Genomic DNA, 5,087 nt, shown 5'->3' with positions numbered 1-5,087 from the left:
GTAGTATTCTTCGACGATCCGATAGAGCAGGGTTTGCTCGGGCCGGTGACGCTGGTAACGACCAGTGTTCTCGTCCCGGCTGGCCATCCTGGCCGCCACTTGGGGCATGATCCGCATCCTTGCGATACTGTGTTTTTATACAGTTTATCGCTCAGCTGCGAGATATTGAAGTCTCAGCTGTGATGCCAGCCAGTGCCAGACATTGCCTGTGAGTGCCAGTCACTCCCACTCTATTGTAAACAAGACATTTTTATCTTTTATATTCAATGGCTTATTTTCCTGCTAATTGGTAATACCATGAAAAATACCATGCTCAGAAAAGGCTTAACAATATTTTGAAAAATTGCCTACTGAGCGCTGCCGCACAGCTCCATAGGCCGCTTTCCTGGCTTTGCTTCCAGATGTATGCTCTTCTGCTCCTGCAGCTAATGGATCACCGCAAACAGGTTACTCGCCTGGGGATTCCCTTTCGACCCGAGCATCCGTATGAGACTCATGCTCGATTATTATTATTATAGAAGCCCCCATGAATAAATCGCTCATCATTTTCGGCATCGTCAACATAACCTCGGACAGTTTCTCCGATGGAGGCCGGTATCTGGCGCCAGACGCAGCCATTGCGCAGGCGCGTAAGCTGATGGCCGAGGGGGCAGATGTGATCGACCTCGGTCCGGCATCCAGCAATCCCGACGCCGCGCCTGTTTCGTCCGACACAGAAATCGCGCGTATCGCGCCGGTGCTGGACGCGCTCAAGGCAGATGGCATTCCCGTCTCGCTCGACAGTTATCAACCCGCGACGCAAGCCTATGCCTTGTCGCGTGGTGTGGCCTATCTCAATGATATTCGCGGTTTTCCAGACGCTGCGTTCTATCCGCAATTGGCGAAATCATCTGCCAAACTCGTCGTTATGCATTCGGTGCAAGACGGGCAGGCAGATCGGCGCGAGGCACCCGCTGGCGACATCATGGATCACATTGCGGCGTTCTTTGACGCGCGCATCGCGGCGCTGACGGGTGCCGGTATCAAACGCAACCGCCTTGTCCTTGATCCCGGCATGGGGTTTTTTCTGGGGGCTGCTCCCGAAACCTCGCTCTCGGTGCTGGCGCGGTTCGATGAATTGCGGCTGCGCTTCGATTTGCCGGTGCTTCTGTCTGTTTCGCGCAAATCCTTTCTGCGCGCGCTCACAGGCCGTGGTCCGGGGGATGTCGGGGCCGCGACACTCGCTGCAGAGCTTGCCGCCGCCGCAGGTGGAGCTGACTTCATCCGCACACACGAGCCGCGCCCCTTGCGCGACGGGCTGGCGGTATTGGCGGCGCTGAAAGAAACCGCAAGAATTCGTTAACTGCACATTCGGGATATTTCTCTATATTCGCGGTTCAGCAGGCATGTCCCCTTTGAGGGCGACCCGACGACAGGATAATCGACCTTATGGTGCGCAAATATTTCGGCACAGACGGTATTCGTGGCAAAGCCAACGAAGGCGCGATGACGGCGGAAACCGCCTTGCGCGTCGGCATGGCGGCTGGCCGTGTCTTTCGTCGCGGTGACCACCGCCATCGTGTCGTGATCGGCAAGGATACGCGCCTGTCGGGCTATATGCTTGAACCCGCGCTCACAGCCGGTTTCACCTCGATGGGCATGGACGTATTCCTTTTTGGCCCGCTGCCGACAACGTAATAGGAAGAATAAACGCCCTTTTCACCCAAGTCCAAATTAATTTGCCGATTCCATAATCAGGGTGTATTACAATTCCATAGAGTTTTTCAATCCAGGTGGTTTAGCTGATAACTTAACGATTGATCAGCTTCTTCGTGAAGATTACTCGCCATGGGCGCGCAATAAAAGGATATCTGCCACGTTCAAAGAAGCGCATTTTATTGAAAAATATGGGTCAGGCATCAAACGAATCCAAGAAGGCTTCGCATCCTATGGTCTGCGTCCCCCTGTCTTTGAAAATTTCCAGCACGGTTTTCGAGTTATTGTCTCATCAAAGCTACTTTTCGAATCTAATGAGGGAGTAAGTGAGGGAGTAAATCTACTATTTAATCAGATAAGAACTAATCCAGGAAAGCGTGCACCATTTTTAGTAAACGAGCTATTAGTTCCTGTCAAGATAGTAGAGCGGTGGCTCAAAATCTTAAGAGATGATCATAAAATCGAGTTTCGAGGAGCTCCTAAAAGTGGAGGATACTGGCTAAAATAGAAATCAATGATACTCTTAAGTGGCACCAATCGAACTCCTATTTTAGCATTTAAAAAAGTATCCTCACATCATTTTATTGAACAATACCTAAGGCTGCTCTGGCGGCATTGATATGATTATCGTCGTTGCACTCTACCGCAAAAGCGCCATATGCTAATGGAGCTGCAGCAGCCCTCTCTATAGATTGTTCGTAGAGCCTATCCCATATCGTTCCGCCTTGTTTAGCATACTCCGTTATCAAACTCTTCAGGCTATCCTCTCCAAAAACCGATACGTGACCAGAAAAGTCCAGTGCAGGATCACCCATATGCGCAGTAGACCAATCTATGATACCAGAGGTCTTACCTTCCTTCGAGGTTAAGACATGCCCTGCATAGAGATCGCCATGGATGAAACAAGTGAATTCAGGCCACAAAGGGTCATTGTCCAACCATCTACGGTATCTGTTTTCCAACGGCTCGCTGATACCTATCTCAGATTTCACCAAGTGGATACGGTCAGCTATTTCGGTCCTCAATTCACTTGGAGTCATTATTTTCAAGTTGCTCTTTCTCACATCGTCAGCTGTAATACGATGTAATTCGGCCAATGATTTTGCCAGAGACTCCACATAAGCTATGCTATCGCGATCTATGTTCCAAGAAACCTCATGTGTTATCGCATCGAATGTCAGAGCAGGCGCATCCTCCAGTAAAGGGTAGGCTATTAGGCGCTCCGATACAATTTTCCAATCAGGGACATTGATCGACAGGTTTCTTTTGGCTAAATCCAATATTCTACTTTCATTTTCGATTTGTTCAAGCATATCGCTTCTTCGAGGTATACGGAGTACCCAGTTCTCACCGTTTACTTCCTTTACAAAGGCAACTCTAAAGTCGATGCCCATCTCATTGACGCTCATCTCTTCCGAAATTCTCAGCCCATGCTCTAGGGCTAATGTTTGCATATCTTCGATTGTCATTTCTATACTGTTTTCTTTTATTAAATTGGTACCAGTTCCCCCGACAGGACATTCTGAATGTCATATACAGGTGTAACACTTTACCCATATTCTTTTCGTATGGATAACACTTCCCATCAGGGAACAAAAATCTGATACATGAATTAATTGTGAGACAGTAGACCTACTGTCGCATTGAAGCCATCTCGGCGACTATTTGATTAGGAAAACCAAGGCTTTGCCATCATAGCCTTATCATAGAAGTATAACATAGTTGTAAAGATAGAAAATTATTTTTTATTCATCCATGATGTTATTATTTTATAATAACATCATCTAAACATGTCCTGTCGCTCTTTTGTGCTGTGATATTTCATACCTATTAACTGCTTTCGTTTGAATTATACGACGTTCTACTCACAATAGGGCAAGGGTTACTCATTCCGTAGGATGCGGTTCACGTATAGGAAGAATAAACGCCCTTTTCACCCAAGTCCAACAGCTTTGGACCGCAGTTGACTCTTTCGACACCCCTGCGATGCAACCCAATCCGGCTGACGGGGAGCCAGCAACGCTGAAAATTTACCCTCCTCTTTCCCACTAGCGGCTCCTTTTCCGACAACCAGCACGGCGGATCCCTGCCGCGGCGCTGTGAACGCAGCATTTTGATTGGTATCGTTGGCCTTCAGGCTCGTCAGTCAAACAGACCCAGGAGCAGCTCAGCCGGTGGCGCCCGGCTTTCGGGTAACGCCCTGGTCCCGCTGGTTTCGGCTTTGTGCTTCAGGTGATCAAGGATCTGCTTGATCACTATAGGGTCTTCAATGCAGGCGATGACTTTCATGGCGCCGCCGCAGCCGCTGCAGGTCTCGATGTCGATATTGAAAACACGCTTGAGCCGTTGCGCCCATGTCATCGACGCTCGCCGTTGTGCTGGTGTTGCCGGTTCATCAGCCACCCTGACCTTGTTGCCCCTGCCCCGTTTTGCCGGCGTGACCAACGCCCGGTGCCGACTGTTGGGTGCGAACACCCCGTGGAAGCGGGTTAGGTTGACTCTGGGCTTCGGTACCAGGGCGGCCAGCCTTGCAATGAAATCCAATGGTTCGAAAATGACGTGCGTGGTGCCGTCCCGGTACGGCGTCTTGAGCTGGTAGCGCACGTTGCCGCCTCGTGTTAACGACAGCCGCTTCTCGGATACCGCCGGGCGGCTGATGTACCGGCACAGCCGTTCGAGCTTCTTGCGTTCATCGGCCCTGGCCGCCACGCCGGCGTGCAGGCTGGACCCGGCTACCTTGCCAATCCCGTCACCGAACGGATCACCACTGGTCGGCAGAGTTTGCAAAGTGAACACCTTTCGCCCCGCCTGTGAACCGACAGCGATACGGTAAGTGATCGAGTGCCCCAGCAGGGGTGTCATCGGGTCGTCATCCACCGCATCCGAGGCCAGATAGCTGTTTTCGACATCCCGTTCCAGCAGGCCTTGCCGTTCCAGATAGCGACCCACCCGGTGGGCGATGGTGTGCGTCAGCTGGGTGAGCTCTGGGCTGGTCGGCGCCTTGACCCAGCGGAAACGCGCTGAGCCGTGGGATTGCTCGACATACACACCGTCGAGAAACAGCATGTGGAAGTGAACATTCAGATTGAGCGCCGATCCAAAACGCTGGATCAGGGTGACCGCGCCCGTCTTGGCCACTTGGTGGGTATGGCCCGCTTTCTTGACCAGGTGCGTGGCAATGACGCGGTAAACGATGCCCAGCACCCACCCCATGATCTCGGGCCGGCTGGCAAACAGGAAACGCAGCTGAAACGGGAAACTCAACACCCATTGGCGCATGGGCTGTACGGGCAGAACCTCATCGACCAGTAGCGCGGCGCTTTCGGCCATACGCCGTGCGCCACAACTAGGACAGAAGCCCCGACGTTTGCAGCTGAACGCAACCAGGTGCT

5 protein-coding genes are annotated in these 5,087 nt (G+C 51.6%); 3 read left to right on the top strand and 2 right to left on the bottom strand.

Annotated elements, in window-relative coordinates:
* The first annotated feature begins 526 nt into the window (after window positions 1-526).
* The 3 genes from sul2 to FTU71_RS14300 all read left to right on the top strand — a co-directional run bounded on the left by sul2 (window position 527) and on the right by FTU71_RS14300 (window position 2,203).
* Window positions 527-1,342, top strand: a complete 816-nt coding sequence (sul2, locus tag FTU71_RS14310) for a sulfonamide-resistant dihydropteroate synthase Sul2 (protein ID WP_001043260.1) — start codon at window positions 527-529, stop codon at window positions 1,340-1,342.
* An 86-nt stretch (window positions 1,343-1,428) separates the two neighbouring features.
* Window positions 1,429-1,677 (top strand): phosphoglucosamine mutase, encoded by a 249-nt coding sequence (locus tag FTU71_RS14305; RefSeq protein ID WP_071830581.1) that lies wholly within the window; start codon window positions 1,429-1,431, stop codon window positions 1,675-1,677.
* Between the two features lie 61 nt (window positions 1,678-1,738).
* Window positions 1,739-2,203 carry an ATP-binding protein gene (locus tag FTU71_RS14300; protein ID WP_071830580.1) on the top strand — a complete coding sequence of 155 codons (465 nt, stop codon included), beginning with the start codon at window positions 1,739-1,741 and terminating at the stop codon, window positions 2,201-2,203.
* 73 nt (window positions 2,204-2,276) lie between these two features.
* Here FTU71_RS14300 and mph read toward each other — a convergent pair whose 3' ends face one another.
* Entirely contained in the window at window positions 2,277-3,164 is an 888-nt protein-coding gene (mph, locus tag FTU71_RS14295) for an Mph(E)/Mph(G) family macrolide 2'-phosphotransferase (protein WP_071830579.1), read from the bottom strand.
* Window positions 3,165-3,837: 673 nt separating this feature from the next.
* Window positions 3,838-5,087: IS91-like element ISVsa3 family transposase (locus FTU71_RS14285; protein WP_180112120.1), on the bottom strand; the 1,250-nt coding region annotated here is incomplete at its 5' end.

The organism is Acinetobacter sp. YH12136 (assembly GCF_013418545.1).
Classification (GTDB): domain Bacteria; phylum Pseudomonadota; class Gammaproteobacteria; order Pseudomonadales; family Moraxellaceae; genus Acinetobacter; species Acinetobacter towneri.
Note: the sequence above shows the minus strand (reverse complement) of the source record. Positions and strands in the feature narration are given on the sequence as shown.

Excerpts from the sequence above, each read along its gene's own strand:
- sul2 (WP_001043260.1), top strand. The coding sequence starts at position 527 with ATGAATAAATCGCTCATCATTTTCGGCATCGTCAACATAACCTCGGAC.
- mph (WP_071830579.1), bottom strand. The coding sequence starts at position 3,164 with ATGACAATCGAAGATATGCAAACATTAGCCCTAGAGCATGGGCTGAGA.
- FTU71_RS14305 (WP_071830581.1), top strand. The coding sequence starts at position 1,429 with ATGGTGCGCAAATATTTCGGCACAGACGGTATTCGTGGCAAAGCCAAC.